The organism is Flavobacterium algicola (genome assembly GCF_022399565.1).
GTDB lineage: Bacteria > Bacteroidota > Bacteroidia > Flavobacteriales > Flavobacteriaceae > Flavobacterium > Flavobacterium algicola.
Genome location: NZ_JAJTUT010000004.1, coordinates 104,661 through 124,329 on the forward strand (window position 1 = coordinate 104,661; position 19,669 = coordinate 124,329).

Annotated in this window: 22 protein-coding genes; all 22 read left to right on the top strand. The window is 33.3% G+C overall.

The features are described from left to right. Nucleotides 1-4 precede the first annotated feature (4 nt). The 22 genes from LXH21_RS14735 to LXH21_RS14840 all read left to right on the top strand — a co-directional run bounded on the left by LXH21_RS14735 (nt 5) and on the right by LXH21_RS14840 (nt 19,323). Complete coding sequence (locus tag LXH21_RS14735; protein ID WP_239867578.1) at nt 5-481, top strand: hypothetical protein; 477 nt, start codon at nt 5-7, stop codon at nt 479-481. 592 nt (nt 482-1,073) lie between these two features. Continuing rightward, nucleotides 1,074-1,469 carry a hypothetical protein gene (locus LXH21_RS14740; RefSeq protein WP_239867581.1) on the top strand — a complete coding sequence of 132 codons (396 nt, stop codon included), beginning with the start codon at nt 1,074-1,076 and terminating at the stop codon, nt 1,467-1,469. Nucleotides 1,470-1,473: 4 nt separating this feature from the next. Further along, the gene (locus LXH21_RS14745) at nt 1,474-1,665 is read left to right on the top strand and encodes a helix-turn-helix domain-containing protein (protein ID WP_239867584.1); all 192 of its coding nucleotides are present in this window, start codon (nt 1,474-1,476) and stop codon (nt 1,663-1,665) included. 218 nt (nt 1,666-1,883) lie between these two features. Continuing rightward, nucleotides 1,884-2,240, top strand: coding sequence for a hypothetical protein (locus LXH21_RS14750; protein ID WP_239867587.1), 357 nt, complete (start codon nt 1,884-1,886; stop codon nt 2,238-2,240). 429 nt (nt 2,241-2,669) lie between these two features. Then, nucleotides 2,670-4,955, top strand: a complete 2,286-nt coding sequence (locus LXH21_RS17305; RefSeq protein ID WP_239867590.1) for a beta-galactosidase — start codon at nt 2,670-2,672, stop codon at nt 4,953-4,955. A gap of 204 nt (nt 4,956-5,159) precedes the next feature. Beyond that, a complete protein-coding gene (locus tag LXH21_RS14760; protein WP_239867593.1) occupies nt 5,160-5,678 on the top strand; it encodes a hypothetical protein in 519 nt (172 codons plus the stop codon). An 89-nt stretch (nt 5,679-5,767) separates the two neighbouring features. Continuing rightward, entirely contained in the window at nt 5,768-6,379 is a 612-nt protein-coding gene (locus tag LXH21_RS14765; RefSeq protein ID WP_239867596.1) for a hypothetical protein, read from the top strand. A 135-nt stretch (nt 6,380-6,514) separates the two neighbouring features. Next, entirely contained in the window at nt 6,515-6,718 is a 204-nt protein-coding gene (locus LXH21_RS14770; RefSeq protein WP_239867599.1) for a hypothetical protein, read from the top strand. A 421-nt stretch (nt 6,719-7,139) separates the two neighbouring features. Next, nucleotides 7,140-7,478 carry a hypothetical protein gene (locus tag LXH21_RS14775; protein ID WP_239867602.1) on the top strand — a complete coding sequence of 113 codons (339 nt, stop codon included), beginning with the start codon at nt 7,140-7,142 and terminating at the stop codon, nt 7,476-7,478. 2 nt (nt 7,479-7,480) lie between these two features. Continuing rightward, nucleotides 7,481-7,831, top strand: coding sequence for a T9SS type A sorting domain-containing protein (locus tag LXH21_RS14780; protein WP_239867605.1), 351 nt, complete (start codon nt 7,481-7,483; stop codon nt 7,829-7,831). A gap of 290 nt (nt 7,832-8,121) precedes the next feature. Then, nucleotides 8,122-8,706 carry a sulfatase-like hydrolase/transferase gene (locus LXH21_RS14785; RefSeq protein ID WP_239867608.1) on the top strand — a complete coding sequence of 195 codons (585 nt, stop codon included), beginning with the start codon at nt 8,122-8,124 and terminating at the stop codon, nt 8,704-8,706. Beyond that, nucleotides 8,703-8,894: a T9SS type A sorting domain-containing protein gene (locus tag LXH21_RS14790; RefSeq protein ID WP_262916219.1), complete on the top strand. Its 192-nt coding sequence runs from the start codon at nt 8,703-8,705 to the stop codon at nt 8,892-8,894. Before LXH21_RS14785 ends, LXH21_RS14790 begins: the two co-directional genes overlap by 4 nt. A gap of 201 nt (nt 8,895-9,095) precedes the next feature. Continuing rightward, entirely contained in the window at nt 9,096-10,064 is a 969-nt protein-coding gene (locus LXH21_RS14795) for a family 16 glycosylhydrolase (RefSeq protein WP_239867615.1), read from the top strand. Between the two features lie 161 nt (nt 10,065-10,225). Beyond that, the gene (locus tag LXH21_RS14800; protein WP_239867618.1) at nt 10,226-11,674 is read left to right on the top strand and encodes a sulfatase family protein; all 1,449 of its coding nucleotides are present in this window, start codon (nt 10,226-10,228) and stop codon (nt 11,672-11,674) included. A gap of 257 nt (nt 11,675-11,931) precedes the next feature. Continuing rightward, nucleotides 11,932-12,252 carry a hypothetical protein gene (locus LXH21_RS14805; RefSeq protein WP_239867621.1) on the top strand — a complete coding sequence of 107 codons (321 nt, stop codon included), beginning with the start codon at nt 11,932-11,934 and terminating at the stop codon, nt 12,250-12,252. A 12-nt stretch (nt 12,253-12,264) separates the two neighbouring features. Beyond that, nucleotides 12,265-13,233, top strand: a complete 969-nt coding sequence (locus LXH21_RS14810; protein WP_239867624.1) for a family 16 glycosylhydrolase — start codon at nt 12,265-12,267, stop codon at nt 13,231-13,233. Nucleotides 13,234-13,261: 28 nt separating this feature from the next. Then, on the top strand, nt 13,262-13,612 hold the full coding sequence (locus tag LXH21_RS14815) for a hypothetical protein (protein WP_239867627.1): 351 nt from the start codon (nt 13,262-13,264) through the stop codon (nt 13,610-13,612). A 770-nt stretch (nt 13,613-14,382) separates the two neighbouring features. Continuing rightward, the gene (locus LXH21_RS14820; protein ID WP_239867630.1) at nt 14,383-15,228 is read left to right on the top strand and encodes an RteC domain-containing protein; all 846 of its coding nucleotides are present in this window, start codon (nt 14,383-14,385) and stop codon (nt 15,226-15,228) included. Between the two features lie 270 nt (nt 15,229-15,498). Next, nucleotides 15,499-15,837 (top strand): helix-turn-helix domain-containing protein, encoded by a 339-nt coding sequence (locus LXH21_RS14825; RefSeq protein ID WP_239867632.1) that lies wholly within the window; start codon nt 15,499-15,501, stop codon nt 15,835-15,837. Between the two features lie 56 nt (nt 15,838-15,893). Beyond that, nucleotides 15,894-16,106 carry a hypothetical protein gene (locus LXH21_RS14830; RefSeq protein WP_239867635.1) on the top strand — a complete coding sequence of 71 codons (213 nt, stop codon included), beginning with the start codon at nt 15,894-15,896 and terminating at the stop codon, nt 16,104-16,106. Between the two features lie 76 nt (nt 16,107-16,182). After that, entirely contained in the window at nt 16,183-17,220 is a 1,038-nt protein-coding gene (locus LXH21_RS14835) for a DUF3945 domain-containing protein (RefSeq protein WP_449536212.1), read from the top strand. A gap of 21 nt (nt 17,221-17,241) precedes the next feature. Next, on the top strand, nt 17,242-19,323 hold the full coding sequence (locus LXH21_RS14840; RefSeq protein WP_239867638.1) for a type IA DNA topoisomerase: 2,082 nt from the start codon (nt 17,242-17,244) through the stop codon (nt 19,321-19,323). Nucleotides 19,324-19,669 lie beyond the last annotated feature (346 nt).

Genomic DNA, 19,669 nt, shown 5'->3' on the forward strand with positions numbered 1-19,669 from the left:
AATTATGAAAAATATAGCAATAGCACTCGTATTACTTTTTGTAGTAAGTTGTTCAAATAATTATGAAGCACCCCCTTATCCTTTTCAGGATGTGTCTTATTATTCGAGTTTAAGCGGACGAGATCTTAATCTTTCACCGGTTCAAGCAGGTACAAACCTTACTTTTATCGATTTTTCACAAGGAGCTTTATCGCATGAATGGAGTATAGAAACTGGAAATTTTTACTTAAAAGAAAAATTTCCAACTACTACTGGTGCAGATCTTACTCCGTATATAGATACAGAAAAAGGATTGACAACTACTGACGCAAAAGCACATGTATTGTTTCCTAATGTTGGAACTTTTAAGATTACTCTCACTAATACCTACAGTGAAAAGGTTACATATAAAGGAGCTATTCCCATTGATGCTGTTAAAGTAGGAGATGTTTGGGTTTTTACTAAAGTTTTTGAAATCACTGTAAAAGCAAAAGTAAATTAAGACAGTATATTAAACACATTTTTTGTAGTTAGTTTTAGAGGCTATTTCGCTTTGTAAGTGGAGTAGTCTCTTTTTTTTTATTATAAGTTTTTGATTCCATTAATAGGTAGCACTCTCGTAATTTATCTTTAAAATTGTGATATATTTATTTTATCTGTTTTAAATTATACATTAATTCTGTGTTTTTGTTAGTACATGCTTTTTAACGTATTAGCCTTTGAGACTATGAAATCCGACAAAAAATGTTTCATTTTTTTCTTTCTTTAGGAATAATTTTCACTAATTTTTTAGAGAAGTTATATAAATACCTAATAAGATAGTTCTTGTATTTTATGAAATTAATTTTAAAAAACCCCGAAAATTTTGGGAATGCTCATTTGAATATCCGAGCGGCTTTAGTGCCTTGTAAAGATTCCTTTTGGCATTATCATTCACAATTTGAATTGTTGTACATCTCTGAAAGCATTGTGTGTGTTTTGTAGGAGATAATGTTTCTCATTTTTTACCAGGTGATTTGGTATTGGTTGGTCCTTTTTTACCTCATTAATGGCGTAACGATCCTTCGTATTTTGATGAAAATCAGGATACTCATTTGAAAACCATAATATTAAAATTCACTAAGAATTTTTTAGGAGAAGGAACCTTCAATAATCCAGAATTTTCAGGAATCAATCATTTGTTGGAACAATTTAAATTTGGTGTATCCTTCAGTAAAAATCTAAGTGAAAAACTACACAACGATTTGATTGAAATTGTGGATTTGTCCCTAGCGGAACAATTGATAAAGTTTCTTGGTTTGTTACACCGATTGTCATTATCGCCAGAAAATGAATTGTTGTCCTCATCAGATATGAGCCAGTTAATAACAGATGATTCTGGTCGATTAGATACGGTAATTAAGCATATTTCTGATAATTATGCTAATAATATTAATTTAACACAAGTGGCAGATATTGCTTGTATCCAATTCTTTTTGTCGATTTTTTAAAAAAATGACTAATAAAATGTTTACAGAGTTTTTGAATGAAGTTCGTATACGTAATGCTTTGCGTTTATTGATACAAGAGGACTTACCGATTTCAGAAGTAAGTCATTTAGTGGGTTATAAATCCATTACCAATTTTAATAAACAATTTAAACATATCAAGGGTAGCACACCTAAGAATTACAAATCTGCTTTGTAAAAATCTGATGTATTGGTTGTCTGATTTAATTTTTTTAAGTTGAAAAAGCTTCTAAAATAATTTTTAATAGTGTTTTAAAATTACTATTATTTTGTTAATTTGAAAAGGTTAGTTTTTTAGAAAGGATAATTTTGGTCTTATTTAGGGTAAAATAGGCCTTATGGTACTACGGTTTTATTTTTAACTTTATTGATTATTAAACCAATTAATATTAAACTATGAAACGAATTATTTTAGTACTTACATTACTAATGGCAGTTACTGCATCATTTGCACAAGATAAATGGCAACAAAAACAAATCAACTATTTTGTTGATTCGGCAGTAAAAGAATTTGCACTATCTGATAATCAGAAAAAAGACCTGACGACATTACGTACTACTGTGGTAATGGCATATGTTATTTCAGCCGAAAAATTAAAAAAGGGAGAAATTACTGCAGATGAAAAAAAAGAAATAGGTCAGCAAGCTTCTAAAGACTTTAATGGTGCGATGACTAAAATAACAGGTAAATCGTATGCTGAATTACAACCATTTTTTCAAAAAATGCAAGAAGAAATGAAAAATGTTAAGTAATTTTTTTTTTATTTTATAGTCAAAATATTTCTAAAGCACTTTGTGTAAAGTGATATCAAAAGTTTTCACAATTTTATAAGTGATTTTGAAAAGGATGAGCTCGATACTATATCGGGCTCATTGCTTTTAGATTAAATTTATTCAGATTTTACAACACTAATTCAATTGATGTAAATTTTACGCATAATGAAACTAGGGAATGATATTATTAATGGTAATTCTAAAAGAATAGTTCTGTAATAAACAAAGAACCTGCGTGGGGGGCTATAATTAAAGGAAGGAAAAATAGTTTTTGTAAATGTAATTATTTTTCTAACCGTTGATTTCTTTTGTCTTGTTATAGATTTTTCAAAAGACGATCTAGATATTAGTACTTGCAAGACTATAAAAGAGAGATAAATAAGTTAGGATTTTAAATAAATTAAACCAGTGAAACATTCAAAATTAATAAGTCTATTGTTTATTCTAGGAATGATAGGGACAAGCTTCGCTCAAGATTTTGAGAAGGATGCACAAGCTAAAATAAAAACGTTAAACGGACTAATTGCTAAAGTTGAAAAACAAGGTAAGGATGTATTGAAAGAAAAAATGACTGTGCGCACCGCGGAAGTTTTTTTAGACTTTGCTAATTGGGATGCCAAAAACATCGAACAAAACACGAATTTGTTCAAGATGACCACTCCTTATAGAAACAATGCTGCGCAAATGGCACAAGACTTGCCTAATTTTGAACGTGCTGATGTGGTTAAAATGTTGGACGAAGCCATTGCCTATATCACACTTTTGAAAGAAGGAAAAGTAATAAGAAAACCAGCGCCGAATATCGAATGGGATAAAGTTATTATCGAAAAAGACCAAATAACCTACAACAAACGTCCCGTTTTTCTAGCCGATTACACTTGGAAACCAGATGTGCCTATATTAACCGAATTTTTTGGAAACAAGGGAGGACATTATATTTCCCCGAAACAAGTTTTGGATGAAAAAGGAACGATTCAGCACTCTGTCATTAAAGACTTGGATACCAAAAACGACAAGCGACCTTGGTTTGTTTTCATAGATAGTGGGCATATGCCAGACTGGTTCAGTGGCAAAGTAGGGACTGAAGCGACCCAATTGATGGGAGGGCCATTTTATCATTATGATATTGACCAGCAGGGAACAAAAGAGATTATTTCGAATCTATTTAAAGAGACGGTTTCGAGAATGGCAGGCAAAAAGTACAATGCTTTAGGATATATGTTAGCCAATGAACCCCGTTGGATTACCTATAAAGATAGTACTAAGAAAGTATGGTACAACAGCAGCGTAGGTGAAAATACCATCGAAAAATTTAAAGTTTGGTTGCAAAACAAACACCATTCTATTGCAAATTTAAACCAATTGTGGAAAACGAATTTCAGTTCTTTTGATACGGTAAAATTGGATATTCCTATTGATATTGCCTTAGTAGGAACAGCGCAGTGGTACGATTGGAACACCTTTAATGATCAACGTGTGGTCGATTGGTTTACATGGATGAAAGGTGAGCTTCGTAAGAATGATCCAAAAGCTAAATCACATTTGAAGATTATGCCTTCATTTTTTACTGATAATGACCCTTGTACGGGTATTGATTTGGAGAGACTAACAGAGTTGAGCGAAATCAATGGTAATGATTGTGCGGCACATTACAATAATACTAAAAAAGAAAAAGAAGGTTGGCAAGACAATTATGTTTTTGGTTGGAGAGAACTTTTTTTAGGGTATGATTTTTTGAAATCGGTACGTCCTAATCAAATTAATTTTAATACAGAAAGTCATTTGTTGAGTACAGGACATACACGTGATTTGTATATGAATCCCAAGTACGTAAGGGCTGCCTATTGGGCTGCGCACACCTTAGGGATGAATGCTTCACAGACATGGTATTGGCCTAGAAAAGCGGATGGTTCTTTGAAAGAAAACTTTAAAGACAATGCGTATGGCGGTTCCAACAACCAGCAACCTCGCGTCACTAATGAGTTGCATTCAACGATGATGGATTTGAATACCTATAGTGAGGAAATTATGGCAATGCAGCGCCAAGCAAAACCTATTCGGATTTTTTATTCCGTCACTTCGGCTCATAACAAAAGAGACTATATGGATGATTTATTTAAACTATACGAGTCATTAAACTTTGAGGGTGTTCCGTTGGGTTTTGCAACAAAAAAAATATTGGAACAACAAAATCATTCGAATTGGGATGTGGTTTTAGTGCGAAAAACAGAACGCGTGACTCAGGATGAATTAAAGCAAATTCAAAGTTATTTAGATAAAGGAGGTGTCGTACTAGTGGATGATGTCAGTTTGAAATCTAATGAGTATGGTGTTAGTTTACCAGCATTGAAAGAAAGTAAAGGAAAACTGATTGTAGTTAATGCTATTGCTGAAATGAAGTCAAAAGCCTTATCCATTGTAGAACAAAAAAAGCATCTACCTGAAGTGCTTATTGTTGAAGAGAATGGGACAAGTCTAAAAGGCTGTACTTGGAAATGTGTCAAGAATGAAAAAGGTAATAATGTACTGTCTATCATTAATATGGGTAAGAACGAAGCAAAATTGACTATTAAGTTAAAAAAAGCTAAAAATGGAACTAGTTGCTATGATTTAATTAATGGAATAGCAGTGTCTTCTCAACCGATATTAAAACCTAATGAGGTATTATTTGTGGAGTTAAAGGATAAAAAGTAGTGTTTTTTAAAATAGTACAACTACAAAATTATAATGTGGTTTTGCAAAATGATAACTTAAGAGGGTGATTTTTCATCCTCTTTTTTTGGGTTTATAATTAGCTAATTATTGATAATTTCGGGTTAATCTTATCATATTCTCTTTTGTAAGTTTGGTTATTATTTCTAATACTTTTTACTTTTCTTAATATTAAAGCAATATTTTATGACAAAAATTACTTTATTGTTTAGTAATTCTATAAATACATTATTCAAACGTTTATTGTTGTTGACGCTGTTATTGCCTCTCTTAAGTTTTTCTCAAGTGATTTATACTGGACACTATGATACTAGTGGATGGAACAATCTTTTGAGTCAAGTTAATGCTAAGAAATCAACTCATGATAACTTAATTGTTCAGGCTCAAGGCCAAAGTTTAGAAGTAGCTTACGCTGTAGGATCTAAATTAACAGTTGATGAATTTATTAAATATGCTACTTGGGATTTCAACAATTATTCGACCTTAAATACTGTTTATAAAACCTTAACTTCACATTATAATGGTGCTAAAAGTCAGTTGGAATTTTATGGTGTTACCGCACCCGCTGATCCAGCCAAAGTAGCGCCTTTTCAAGAACTCTATGACTGTATTAAAGTACTAGATTTTTCAATTAGTGAATTAAACAAACAGATAGCACTGTTTTATCACCTACACCTAATTTTGTCACTGAGGCACCAAATGTAAAATTAGACGGAGCATTTTATAAAATAAACAATAATACAAAAGTTGTTTTTCCGAGCACCTTGTGGGGAATACCTGCCACTACTAATTTAATGAATACTGTAAGTTTTCAAGGAAGTGCTTTTTATTCGCCTGCGCAAACACAATCACCGGATGGATTTATAACACCTAATTATGCATTAAATCAAGCTAATGCAATGGCGAGTAATATAAATGAAGGTCAAGTGCCACAACAAATACATCTTACACATACCAATCTTCCTAGTTGGATGATTACGGCAAATCCTAATATTGGGGCATATCCTCGAGCTGTTGTTCATTATGATATTGATTATCCTGGATTAGCAACCTATAATCAGAATATGATGGTTCCTTTTGTTTCACAAATTGTGTCTAAGGCAGGGACAACACCTTTAGTTCATGTGATAATGAATGAACCTCACTGGGAATTAGAGCAAGGAGCTCCGGGAGCTAGTACAGGAGTCTCGGAATATACTTATCTTAAATTTGAAAGTTTTTTGCAATCCAAATATGGAACGATTGCTAATCTAAACGTAGTATATGCTCCTTTTAATGGCAATGTGAATTTTGCAAGTTTCAAGGCGGATATAGATAAATATACTTGCTCGTTGCAAACCGTAAACAGAGGAACGCCTTCATGGTATGATTGGTGTCGATTTAATATGGACAGAGTTAATGCTTAAACCTTGTCATTAAATGGCAATATACGTTAATCTGATCCAAATTCGCCTGTTTTAGTTAAGTTGTTAGGCAAGCAATTTCAAGAAGACGGAGGAGATGATGGTATAGATATTGAGTATCAATAAGATTTACAGGAAATGATGGGAGCTGATTTTCAGGTGGTTCCCAATGAAACTTTTAGAATCCATAACGATCGATATTCTGATTGGAAAAATTGTCATTTTTTAGACTGGAGAGAGCAAACCATCACTCTCGATTTTGCCAAATCATTACATCCTACAAAACTGTTTTTTGATGCGGAATGGCATGATCTGTTAAGTAATGCTTGGGGAAATATCTAATTATCTCGAGGATATATCCGTCCGGCTTTATGGATGGGGTTTTCTTTGGGTTTGAGTATGATTAACAACTTGGTGGTGCAATCGTGATACTACGCCTACAACTCCAGCAGCTGATTATGGTTAGTTTAAGTCGAATGCAACTTCGAGCGGTGTAGTGGGATCAGCCTCGACACAACCTGTAGCCTATGATGATTAAGGAAGAACAATGAAAGAATTGATCGCTAACGGAAATGCGCTTTGAAGGCTTATTCTGCAAATCGTGAATTTTTGATTTATTTTTGTACAGAGTCAGCTATTCAGGACGCAAGTTATACAGTCAAATGACAGATTTTTACGAAGCGCTCAAACTAATCTAGCAACTGTAGGATTTATTACGGCTTCGAAAGTAGCTTCATTAGGCTACACACCAAAAGCGATTATTATGCCAGCATCTCTTAATATTTCTAATTCAAGTTTAGATGCGATTAGGAATTATAAAAACGCGCACCCATCAGTTGATATCATGCGATTCAATAGAGCAAGCGGTACGCAAACCTTTCCTAATAATGCGGTAGGAATAGTGGTAAGTCCTGCAAGAGATGTTTCATTTGCTAACAAATCATTTAATTTTAATATTGCAATATTGATAATAAAAAGGAATCTGAGCTCCACCTTAGCAATTCCTAAACCGGTTATTGATTTTACTCAAAAAGATACTGGTGGGAGTGATGCCGTAGGGGGTTTTGTTTCACAAGGAAAGATGTTGATAATGCTCCATTAGAGTTGTTGATTAATCTAGGGACTTCAGATAGGGTAATAGCCTTTACCGATGCACCAAGTGATTTTGTTGATTTGATTACCAAAAAAATGATTTCCAGTACTACTACCAAGAAACCGTATGATGTTTTGTTAATAAGAAAAGGTACTTTATTGGCTAGCCAAAAAAATGACAAAAACACATTCAAATTTAAAGTGTATCCTAATCTAGCTAAAGATGTTTTAGCGGTAGAAAATGACTATGCAGGAAAATATATTTTGTACAATACTTTAGGGAAGGAAATGAAATCGGTTGTTTCAACGGAGAAAAATCTAACAATCACTTTAGAGAATTTAAGTAGTAGTGTGTATTTTTAAAATTTATATTTGATGAAGGACTTATGGGGATTCAAATTATAATCATCAATTAAAACGTGTGTTATTTAGTTTGTTAAAAAGGCAGATAATGTATCTCATCTGTTTTTTTTTTGCTTAAAACAGAAAGTGCTCGATAAAATACAGTTATAGAGAGGTAATTATAAGTTAAAATAAAGAATGATTTTTGTTTTATTTTGTATAAAAGCCTTCTGTGTCTTCGTAGAAAGGTTTCTGTTAACTAATAAATAATTAGAGTTTTTATTCTTTAAACTCTTTTTAAACCAAAAAAAATGATAAAATATTTACATATTTTTCTAGCTAGTTTCATGCTAGTTTCATTGCCTAATTTGGCACAGAATAGAATTAATAAAAGCAATCAGACCAAAGCATCAAAGCCCAATGTTATTGTAATCTTGGCTGATGATTTAGGGTATGCTGATGTAGGGTTTAATCGTGCTACCAATACTGATGTTTTTCCTGCTGATAGAGGAATTATACCTACACCTAATATTGATGCTTTAGCCAATAATGGAATAATTTGTAAAAATGCTCACGTAGCCCATCCTTTTTGTGGACCAAGTAGGGCAGCATTATTAACTGGTGTGTATCCTCATAGAATAGGAGCTCAGTATAATTTGCCTAATGATATCACATCAACATTAGGAATCCCTACTAATGAAACTTTTTTCCCCCAATTAATTCAAAAAGATGGATCAGGGAATAAACTATATAATACAGCTGCATTTGGGAAATGGCATTTAGGTTTTGTCGAGGGATCTTATCAACCTTTGGATAGAGGATTTGATCACTTCTTTGGTTTTTTAGGAGGCGGTAAAAATTACACCAGAGAAGCATATGATAAAATTTGGTATTGAATTTTGATCAACCGATAAACGTATTAGAGATTGAAATTTTATCCATGTTTGGAAAAGTAATGAAGAGAATTAAAGGGACTAACAAAGATAAACCACGTATCGATATTTCTAGTTTGCCAGCAGGTAATTATTTATTAAGAATAAAAGCAGATGGTAAATTATCCGTAGAGAAAATGATAAAAGTATAAAGGTTTTTTAATTGTTGAAAAAAGGTAGTCTGGGGATTTTTCTTGGACTGCCTTTTTTGTTTTAGAATAAAGGAAAGGTAAAATTAGCTTAGAGCAGGGTAAAATGAGAATATTAGATACAAAATCGTTTTCTTTTATTTGTTAGTTGGGTTTATAATCGTCGGTTAGTTAGTGGTTTGTGAAAAATGTAAAATTATGAGTATGAATATAAATAAAAAGATTGTGTTTTTTGGAATTGTTTTTATAACGTTGATAAGTTGCACTAAATCCAAAGAAGACGAAGTAGTTGAAATAATAAAGACAGAAATTATTGAGACTACGCCCAAAGAACTCACACCTTTATCAGATCCCAATAATACTGGAGGATGGGTTTTGAATAAAGAAATTAGTGACGAGTTTGATGCTGCAGTTTTGGATGAAACCAAATGGCACATACAAGGAAAAGGCGGTGTTTATCAGTCTAATTTTATAGGTAGAGCACCCTCTCAATTCTCTACGGATAATGTTCGGCTTGAAAACGGAATGTTGAAATTAGAAACCCGTTGGGAACCTACTTTTAATTTTTCAACAAAAATTGATAATGGGGTAAAATATGAAAATATTACCACGGCTGCTATTATTGGTAAAAAAGAGTTTACTTATGGCTACATGGAAGTCAAGTCAAAAGCGGCTGATTGTGAGGTAACCAGTTCTTTTTGGGCAACAGGATCAGGTGTTGAATTTGATTTTTTTGAAATGTTTGGCGATCACAAGCAACCTTCTAAAGAAACCGCAGGAAAGGAACGCGAACTTTGGTGGTCTATCCATGATTGGAGTAGTGCTGGTTCGGGTAGAACGACTTATACAGAGTACCAAGATTTAGGTTTTAGAGTGGCAGCGGCTTTTCATGTTTATGGATTTGAGTGGAGTGCTGATGGAGTGAAAATTTATATTGACGGTAAGTTATTTAGAGATGTATCAAGAACGGCTATCAATTCGTATGATGATGTTTTAAAGAATAATGGAGGCAACGGATCTAATGAGAATTTTGTCATCACAAAGCCTATAAAAATTTGGTTTGACCAAGAAACTTTTCCTTGGCATGGTGTTCCAGATACAAAAGAAGAAGTAGGAAGCAATGGAACTATAGACTTTGAAATTGAATATTTAAGAGTTTGGCATAAAAAATAAATCGTTTGGAAAAGACTTAGGGTAAAATAATGTAAGTAGTTGGTAAAAAACAATGCTTGATATTGCTGTTTAAACCCTTAGTTTGTAGAAGTGCTGTTTTTTTAATGAATGCATTGATAAAAATGGAACGGAATAATTTTTAATGATCTATTATAAATAAAATGAAAAGTATTGCAATCCAAATCAAGTTGGCTTTTATGAGCCTGTTTTTAATTTCAACGATGCCAATATTTGCTCAAGCGGCAAAACCAAATATTTTGGTTATTTTGTGTGATGACCTCGGTTATGCTGACGTTGGTTTCAATGGTTCTAAAGATATTATTACTCCTGAACTAGACAAATTAGCTAAAAATGGAACTATATTTTCATCGGCTTATGTGGCACACCCTTTTTGTGGGCCTAGTAGAGCAGCCTTGATGACAGGACGTTATCCGCATGAATTTGGTGCCCCATACAACCTTCCTGATGTAGGGATGAATTTAAAAGATGGTATTCCTATCCAGGAAACATACATTAGTGATGTTATGCAAAAAGCAGGGTATTATACTAGTGCCATAGGAAAATGGCATTTAGGATATGGTGAAGCTTTCCAGCCAAATAACAGAGGGTTTGACGATTTTTATGGTTTTCTAGGAGGAGGACATAAATATTTCCCAGAAGATTATAAAGCACAATATGACGTTCAAGTAAAAAATGGAAACAAAAAGATTCACGCTTATTTAACGCCTTTATTGCATAATAAAATCGTTGTTGAGGAAACGGAATACATGACTGATGCACTTTCTAGAGAAGCTGTTCGTGTGGTTAAAGAAGCTAAAGATAAAAAGAAACCTTTCTTTATGTATTTAGCCTACAATGCACCTCATGTACCACTAGAGGCTAAAGCGGAGGATTTAAAAGTATTTGAAAACATCAAAGACAATGACCGTAGGACCTATGCCGCGATGGTATATGCCGTGGATAGAGGAGTAGGTGAGATTGTTAAAACACTGAAAGAAACAAAACAGTTTGAGAATACGCTGATAATTTTCTTGAGTGATAATGGTGGTAACATTGAGCATGGAGCTAATAATTATCCACTCAGAGGTACAAAAGGAGATACGTATGAAGGTGGTTTCCGTGTACCAATGTTCTTTCACTGGCCTAGTAAAGTCCCTGCTGGAAAACGTTTTGATTATGCTGTGTCAGCTATTGATTTTTATCCCACTTTTGCAAAATTAGCAGGAGCCACTCTTCCTGAAGGAAAGAAATTAGATGGTAAAGATATTTGGTCTAACTTTTTGGCTGGAAAAAACACACATAAAGATGATATGGTTTATGCTGTTCGTTACCGTTCAGGTTTCTCTGATATTGCAGCAAGAAAAGATGAATTCAAAATTGTAAAAGCAGGACCTAATAGCAAATGGAAATTATTTGATGTAAAAAATGATCCTAGCGAAACTAAAGATTTAAGTGCTAAGTATCCTGATATGCTTAAAAAAATGGTTAGCGAAATTAAAACTTGGAGCGAATCCCATGTTACACCGCTCTGGTTTGATAATAAAAAAGGGGAAGAAATGTGGTTTAGTACCAATATGCCTAACTATGACAAAGCATTCTTGTTGGATTAACTTTTGAATCATAATTTTAAAAACTGCAAAGCGTTGATTTAATGAATTGATTCTTTGCGGTTTTTTTGTTTTAGGTGTAAGTAGGGATTCTAAAGGTAAAATAAGCTAAGTAGTGGGTAATTTTCACTGTTATGTTTTAGAGCTTATTCGCTTACTTTGTGTATCAAGAAGAAATATTAAAGATATTTTTTTTTGAGAATGTGAAGGCTTTAGCTTGAATAGAGATGTTGTTTAGTAACCCAAAAAAAAAATACATTATGAAATATCCATTTAGTCATATTGGAATTCCAACTACCGAAGAGAAAAATTGGGATGGTTTTTATGAGCCAGGAAAAATACATTTTACAGATTTTTCAAAAGATGAGTATGGTGTGGAATGGGTAAAGTTTGATGCCGATAGCCCAATGCCTGAAATGATGCGTACCATTCCACATGTAGCTTATTTAGTTGATAATATGGAAGAGGCTCTAGAAGGAAAGGAAATTTTAGTACCTACTTTTTCTCCAGGAGAAGGAGTTCGTGTTGCATTTATCGTACACAATGGATCACCTGTGGAGTTTATGGAGGTTAAAGATTAATTTAATAAAGAAATGAAAAAAGGATTTTTTATTATATGTGCACTATTGCCCTTGGTACAATTACAAGCTCAGAAGGAGAAGGCTATTTTGCCACTTTCGGATCCTAATAATACGGGTAAATGGGTTTTGAATACAGAAGTTAGTGATGAGTTTGATACACCCACTTTAAATGAAGATAGATGGTATGTAGTAGGAAAGTTCGAAAACGGAAAACCTGTTTACAAACATCCTGATTTACCTAATAAAAATGTTTGGATAGGACGTGCGCCTTCGCAGTTTTCTGGAAAAAACTACCGACTAGAAAATGGGAAGTTAATTCTAGAAACGCGTTGGGAACCTGATTTTCCTTTTAGTGATAAACTAGATAAACCGTGGGGAAAAGACAATACGAGAAGTAAATTCGAAAACCTAACAACCGCTTGTTTGATTGGGAGAAAGTTTTTCCAATACGGGTACATGGAAATTAAAAGTAAAGCTGCCGATGCTGAAATCACAAGTGCTTTTTGGGCAATGGGACAAGGATTGGAATTGGATATATTTGAACACTTTGGTGACCATAGACAACCTAATAAATTAAAATTAGACAAGGAATTGTGGTGGTCTATTCACGATTGGACTGTAAAAGGAAATAATAGTGTCTATACGGAACACCATATTTTAGATTTTAGAGTAGCAGATGCTTTTCATATCTATGGAGTAGAATGGGATGAAAACGGAATCAAATATTTTATCGATGGAAAACTTTTTACTGAAGCTTCTAAAGAAAAAATTGATGAATGGGCGAAAGCCAAAGGTTTCGAAAAAGGCTATGTAGTAACTAAACCTATTTCAATTTGGTTGGATCAAGAAACGTTTCCATGGCATGGTGTTCCAGGTAGTAAAGAAGATTTAGAATTGAATAGCCCGGAAGGAAATAAAGATGATGGAATAGTTGATTTTGAAATTGAGTACGTACGCGTTTGGCAAAAGAATAATATATAACTAAAAAACAACTTTAAATTTTAAAATTATGAAAAAGATTATCGTAGCATTATTAATGGTGATATCTATTGGTGCTGTCGCACAAAACAAATCACAAGAAAAGAAAATTAAATATTTTGTAGAAGCAGCAACCAAAGAATTCAGTCTTGATGCTAAACAATCAAAAGAATTATTAGATGCACGTAGCGCTTACATTATTGTATTTATGGCAGTACAAGAGCAATTAAAAAGCGGAAAAGTATCACAAGAAGACAAACCAAAAAAGATGAATGAAGTGAATAAAAAATTCAATGATGTCTTTTCTAGAATTACAGATAAGCCTTTAAGTGAATTACAACCATTTTTTGGAAGAATGCGTGAAGAATTGCAAAATATTTAGTCTTTAATTAAAGAATAATAATAAGCTTTTAAGTAAGATTAAAAGTGAGGGCTTCGATTCTAGAATTGAAGCCCTTTTTTAGTATTTTATATTTTTTTTTTGAATTATAGCCTAAATGGATACAAAGTTCTGCCTCTAAAAGCATGATTTGGAAGTATATATTTTTGCCACTCTTAAATTTTATTATCAGTGATCATAAGACATTCCAGTTGTTAATTCTGGAAATAGTGTAAAAAAGAAATAGTTTATATATGTGAAATTTGCATTTATAAAGTACTATTATGAGAAAGTAAATCTGTTAATTATTAATCTATAAACCTATTCAAATGTAGAACTGCTCTCCCTGTATTGTATTTAAATTGAGAATTTACTTTTAAGCGATAAAATCAAAAAATAAATATCCTGTACTGATTTAAACTGCGATTTACCTCATTTCTATACTCTAATAAATATATAGAGCAGTAATTTGATAATTTATCAATGGTTTCTGCATTTATATTTATTGGTACCAAATACATATAATTAATGGCTAAAGCCTATTTATCTAGGTATTACAAATGATCATAAAAAGTGTGTGCCTGACAATTGACTAATCCATTTTTATGTTACCAATGCTGTATTATTAACTGTTTTTTGTGTAGATGTGTTATCTAAACATTGTGATTTTGTTAAGTTTTGATGTATTATAAAAATGTAGTCTTTTTAGTTGTTAAATTTATTTAAACTAAAACTCTAACTGTCAATGTTTTACAGTTTAAAATTAATTAAACATGAAAAATACATTAAAGAATATACTTTCTGACGTAAATAAATATGAAAGGGTAGTAAGTGAAAAAAGCAGTAATTTGATAGAGGAATCTTGTAAGTTAACTACTTATTTACGAGAGTTGTTAGTTGAGTTGAAATATAAAATTGTGCAGGAAGGTTTTGAAGATGAGGCTGAAGAAATTAATTTTTTTAAAAATATCAAGCCGCAGCTACTTGGGAAATTAATCTTTTATAATAAAGTATTTAGAATTGAGACCTCGTGTCCAGTTTACAATGGAAAAATGTACGAAGCCTATTTTACTAATGAACTAGAAGAATTGAAGCAGGAATTTAGCGAACATATTCGTAATTCAGATTTTTATAGATACTATCGGTCGGGTAGGACTGATCTTGATCGGGAGTACTACATGCTAGGAAAAATAAATTATGCAATGGGACTTAACAGTTTTGTTTTTGAAGTTGACTCCAATCATTCTACCTATTATGATTACAAAGTCGCTCGCATTATCGCAAATGAACTTTTATACACTTACCTGCTTTCAAAAACAGATACGAATTATAATACTGATCAAACACTACAAAATTCAGAATCGGTTAAGGAATTAATTTGGACTGACTCAAAAAATGCACTTATAGAATTAATATACGCACTCTATGCTGTAGGAGCTATTTCGCACGGAAAAGTTGGTATTCGTAAAATTAATTTAGCTTTTTTTATTTTATTCAAAATTCATTTAGGTGATATTCATCACGCGTTCCACCGGATGAAAGATAGAACAGGTTCTAGAACAGCATTCATCGATCAGCTAAAAGTATCACTTGAAGAGTATATGAATAAAAATTTATAACTCATTAGATTCCTCAATAAAACAGCGATTCTCTATGCTGTTTTTTTTTTGCCCATAATTACCAATTGGTAAGCAAGTATTCCATTTTTCATTGAATAGGGAATGTCCTGAAATGTTTGACACGTAGGCAGTACCGCTTGCCGTTTTTTTAATTAAATGAACTACAAAAATCTATTATTCAATTGGTTGGTCTTGGCAGAATTATACTTAAATCATTTACAAATTTGCACTAGATCATAAGTAAGTGTACAATTTTTAAAGTAAACCAATATGAATATTGATAGAATGGAATTTATAAGTTGGATGGAGCGAATCATGGATCGATTTGATTTAATGAATGATCAAATCAATGATGTTCAAAAAAGCAGAAACAATATTGATGGAGAAGAATTGCTGGATAATCAAGATCTTCTTCAAATGTTAAAAATTAGTAATAGGTCTTTACAGCGCTATAGATCGTCGGGCAAACTTTCTTACTATACAATTAGTGGTAAGATCTATTATAAATTATCAGATGTGCATCAATTTATACGGGAAAGCTTTAATGCACCTTTTGTAAGGTGCAAGGACAATTTAAGACATGATATTCCTACAGATGCCAAGGCGTAACGGTCTATTTTATATCTAGTTACTTTCGGATAAATTAATTTTTAAATGGAAAAGTTATGAAAGGAGATCTAAATAATAATTTGAACAAAGGAGGTCGTTTTTCGAAAGTAGTAAAAACCGAATTGGCCAAAAACGAATCTAAAGAAAAGACGAAAACAGACTCAGCTGGACTTACAATAGATGTATCTGAAATTGAAGTGAAACACTTTAAACGTGTAGATAAACAAGGTGATTTATTCTCAGATTTTTTTTCAGATTTCAAGAAGTAATTCTGAGTATTAAATCCATCTATGTAGCCTATTAAGCAGTTAAAATTATATTATCAACTATTAAAAATTATAAATTATGGAAGCAACACAGAACGCAACGGAAGCGGGAGAAAACCGTTACAAATTAGAACAAATCGATTGGAAGTCAATGTCTAATCTTGGTTTGTCTAAAGAACGACTAGAGAAAATGAATGTCCTTGAGCCTTTACTCAAAGGCTACAAAACAAATGAATTAGTTCCAGTCACTCTTGATTTAGGGTCATCAATTACTAAAATGGATGCTAGGCTTTCGCTGCAAGCAAAAGAAGACGGGCAACTGGTATTGGCAATCCACGGAATTCGTAAAGAACCTCAACTGCACTTTAAATTCTTTGGTCATGAATTTACAAAGGAAGACAAAGATAATTTGCTGAAAAATGGAAATATGGGACGAATTGTTGATTTGACAAATCCCAAAACAGGCGAGACAATTCCATCAATTATAAGCATTGACAAGTTGACTAATGAGCTCATTGCGCTACGTACAACACTCATTAAAATTCCAGAAGAAATCAAGGGAATTAAGCTTGATGATCAACAGAAAACTATATTATCGGAAGGTAAGCCTTTGTATTTAGAAGGTATGATTTCAAAAAAGGGAGAGCCATTTAATGCTTCTGTACAGTTTAATGCAGACAAGCGATATGTAGAATTTTTGTTCGATAGAGGAAATAGCAACAAGCAAGCAGAAAAGCAAGATATTGAAGCTCCAAAAGCTTTTCGAGGAAAAGAATTGGATAGTGCTCAATTTGAAAAATTCAAAGAAGGACAAACGGTTTATGTAAGCGGTTTGCTTGACAAGAAAGGAAAAGAATACCAAGGATACATCACTTTTGATAAGGATACAGGAAAAACAGGTTTTTCTTTTGACAATCCCAATAAAGTAAAAGAGAAAGCACAACCGAAAGAGGAGAGTAAAACCCAAGTTGCTGTCAATTCTGAAGGTAAAACCAACGAGGCCACTAAAAATAGTAAAGAGCCTCTGAAAAGCAAACAGACTAGCCCAGAAACTGAAAAGCAACAAGAACTGCAAGAGAAACCCAAAGAAGCCAAATCAAAAGGGCGAAAAATGTAATTATGCTAAAGACTTGTTCAGATGAAAGTAGTAATTGCAGAAAAACCAAGTGTTGCTCGGGAGATTGCTCTCTTGTTAGGAGCGACAGAAAAGAAAGAAGGTTACTTGATGGGAAATGGATATCAGGTAACCTGGGCGTTCGGACACTTAGTGACTATAGCTATGCCGGAAGATTATGGAATTAGTGGGTTTCAAAGAGAGGCTTTGCCTATATTGCCTAATCCATTCTTATTGACAGTACGTAAAGTAAAGAAAGGCAAGACTTATAGTCGTGATCTTGGGGCATTGAAACAACTAAATACTATTGATCAACTATTTAAAAACTGCGATAGTATAATTGTGGCTACCGATGCAGGACGAGAAGGCGAGCTTATTTTTCGGTACATTTATGAATATTTAAACTGCTCTAAACCTTTTGAACGGTTATGGATTAGTTCGTTAACTGAAAAGGCAATTCTTAAAGGATTTGAGAATCTAACATCGGGAAAAGACTTTGATAGTTTGCATGATGCAGGAGTAGGAAGGAGCCGTGCAGATTGGTTAGTAGGAATCAATGCGTCGCAAGCACTTACAGTTGCGAGTGGTAGTGGTGTTTTTTCGTTGGGTCGGGTTCAAACTCCAACATTAGCACTAATTTGTAAACGTTTTTTAGAAAACCGGTTATTCGCAGCTGAACAGTATTGGCAAATTGAATTAGAGCATAACAAAGAATACGTTGATTTTAAAAGTCTTTCCACTCTTAGATGGGATGAAGGCAAAAAGGCTGAGTACGTATTGAAAACAATGCATAGGCATGGAAAGGCTGCAGTTATTGACACAGAAACCAAAACCGTTAGTGAGCAGCCACCATTATTATTTGATCTAACCGCTTTACAGAAGGAAGCTAACACAAAGTTAAGTCTAACGGCTGAGGAAACGCTCAATATTGCTCAAAGTCTTTATGAGAAGAAATTTATTAGTTACCCACGTACTGGGAGTAAATATATCCCTGAAGACATGTGGGAAGAAATTCCTAAGTTAATAAGGATAATGGATGAGACTGAGAAATTCAAAGCTGTAGTTGCTAAAATGAGATTAAACCGTTTGAATAAACGAATCGTCAACGATTTAAAAGTGACCGATCATCATGGTATATTGATAACAGATAAAATACCATCGGCTTTATCAGCCAGAGAGAAGGCAATTTACGAAATGATTTCCTATCGATTATTAGAATCTGTTTCACCAGTTTGTGCTAAAGAGATAACAAACATTGTACTACAGGTGGCACACTATGATTTTGGATTAAAAGGAGTGAAAATTCTAGATGCTGGTTGGAGAGTTATCAAAGGTGATTTTAGCGATGAAGATAAGGATCCAATTCAAGAGTTACCAACGCTAAAAATAGGTGATGAAGTAAAGATTAAGACAGCAAAAGTAGTAGCAAAGAAAACCAAACCACCAGTTATTTACACGGAAGCAAGTTTGCTTTCTGCAATGGAAAGCGCAGGGAATCAGATTGAAAATGAACAGGAACGTAAAATAATACAAGGGGTAGGAATTGGTACTCCTGCCACTAGAGCAGCCATTATTGAAACACTTTTTAAAAGAGAATATATCAAACGCGATAAGAAATTGCTACTGCCTACAGAAAAGGGATTAAAGGTATATGAATTGGTAAAAGACAAGAATATTGCTAATGTAGAATTGACTGCAAACTGGGAACTAGCTTTGCAAAAAATAGAGAATAAGGAATCGAATTTAGTAACCTTCCAGAAAGAAATAGAAGCTTTTACAAGGTCTTTAACTCAAGAAATACTTGATTTAGTAATAGAAGTAGAGCGACAACCGGAGCTACTTTGTCCAAAATGTAATGTGCAAAAACTGATTATTCGAGACAAGTTGGTAAAATGCAGGGACGAAAAATGTAATTGGGTTCAGTTTCGAAATGTATGCGGCATCCAACTCAGCCTTATGGATTTGGAAGTATTAATAATTAAAGGAAAGACCAATCTCTTAAAAGGAATGATAAGTAAATCAGGAAAGAAATTCGATGCTTTTATCGCTATGGATGAAGGAGGAGAGACCTCTTTTATTTTTCCCCAAAAGAAGAAAAGGAAATAAGTAGGTTGATTGATTTGTACTTGTTTTAGTAAAATTTAATTATAAAAAAATATTGCAATTCTCGCAGTAGAAGATGAATCACTAGATTTGAGTACCAACTCAAATTATGGAAAGGAAGGCTATAAGCAGGATAGGGCTGGAATTTAGTGGAGCGTAAACACGGAGCGCAAAGGAATGAAGCTTTATCCTGCTTATATAAGCCTGACCGAACGCAAGGAATGAATGTGCGGAGCTGAGGAACGGAACAGCCTAAAAGAAACAGCTGCTTATTTTTAAGCTGCTGTTTTTTTTATGGGCTGTAAAGTGCCTGCGAGGGGTAGGTATGCCGAAAAACAGATGTCGTTTA